2 protein-coding genes are annotated in these 921 nt (G+C 67.8%); both read left to right on the top strand.

The features are described from left to right. The coding region (pnuC, locus tag HUK84_RS20260) for a nicotinamide riboside transporter PnuC (RefSeq protein ID WP_176641802.1) at window positions 1-291 on the top strand (291 nt) is incomplete at its 5' end. A 68-nt stretch (window positions 292-359) separates the two neighbouring features. Continuing rightward, window positions 360-921: alcohol dehydrogenase catalytic domain-containing protein (locus HUK84_RS20255; RefSeq protein ID WP_176641801.1), on the top strand; the 562-nt coding region annotated here is incomplete at its 3' end.

Here is a 921-nt window from a genome sequence, read left to right as displayed (position 1 = left end):
ACCCGGGCCGCGGTGGCGCTGGGCGCGCCGCGGCCGGCACGCCTCGCCCCCGATCCGTTCCCGGTCTGGGATTCCACGGTGCTGATCCTGCAGGTCGCGGCGATGATCCTGATGACGCGAAAATACGTCGAAAGCTGGATCCTGTGGAGTACGACCTATGCGCTGGGCGCGCTGCTTTACTATGCGCAGGGTGTCATGGTCATGGCGCTTGAAAACATCGTCCTGACCGCCATTTCGGTTTCCGGCACGCGCGAATGGATTCTGGCGGCGCGCGGGCCGCGCCGCACATGAACGGATCGTGCTAATCTTCTTTTCATGAAAACGGGTGCCGGACGATCCATGATCGCGGGAGAGAACGCATGTCAACCAACAGGGTAATGCGCGCCGTGCGGCTGGAGGCGCCGGGCCGGCCCTTCACGCTGCGCGCGGTCGCCGTGCCGGAACCCGGTCCCGGCATGGTGCGTCTGCGCATCGGCGCCTGCGGTATCTGCCGCACGGAACTGCATCTGCGCGACGGCGGCCTGGATCTGGGATGCCGGGATTTCACGGTCGGCCACGAAATCGCAGGCATCATAGACGCGCTGGGCGACGGCGTGGACCCGCGCCGCCTGGGCGAGAAAGCCGTCGTCTATTACTATCAGGGATGCGGAACCTGCCACCATTGCCGGATGGGCGAGACGCATCTCTGTCCCGCGCCGCTGGCGCAGCCCGGATTTACGAGCGATGGCGGCTATGCGGAGTATATCGCCGTCCCGGCGACGCATGCGGTTCCGCTGCCGGGCGACGCTGACCTGGCCGAGGCGGCACCGCTGGGCTGCGCCGGCTCGACCGCGGTCCATGCCTGCCGCATGGCCGGTATCGTGCCGGGCGAATGGATCGTCGTGAACGGCGCGGGCGGGGTGGGGCTGGCCGTGGTGCAGG

The organism is Nguyenibacter vanlangensis (genome assembly GCF_013376155.1).
Classification (GTDB): domain Bacteria; phylum Pseudomonadota; class Alphaproteobacteria; order Acetobacterales; family Acetobacteraceae; genus Gluconacetobacter; species Gluconacetobacter vanlangensis.
This window is presented reverse-complemented; position numbering and strand designations above follow the sequence as displayed.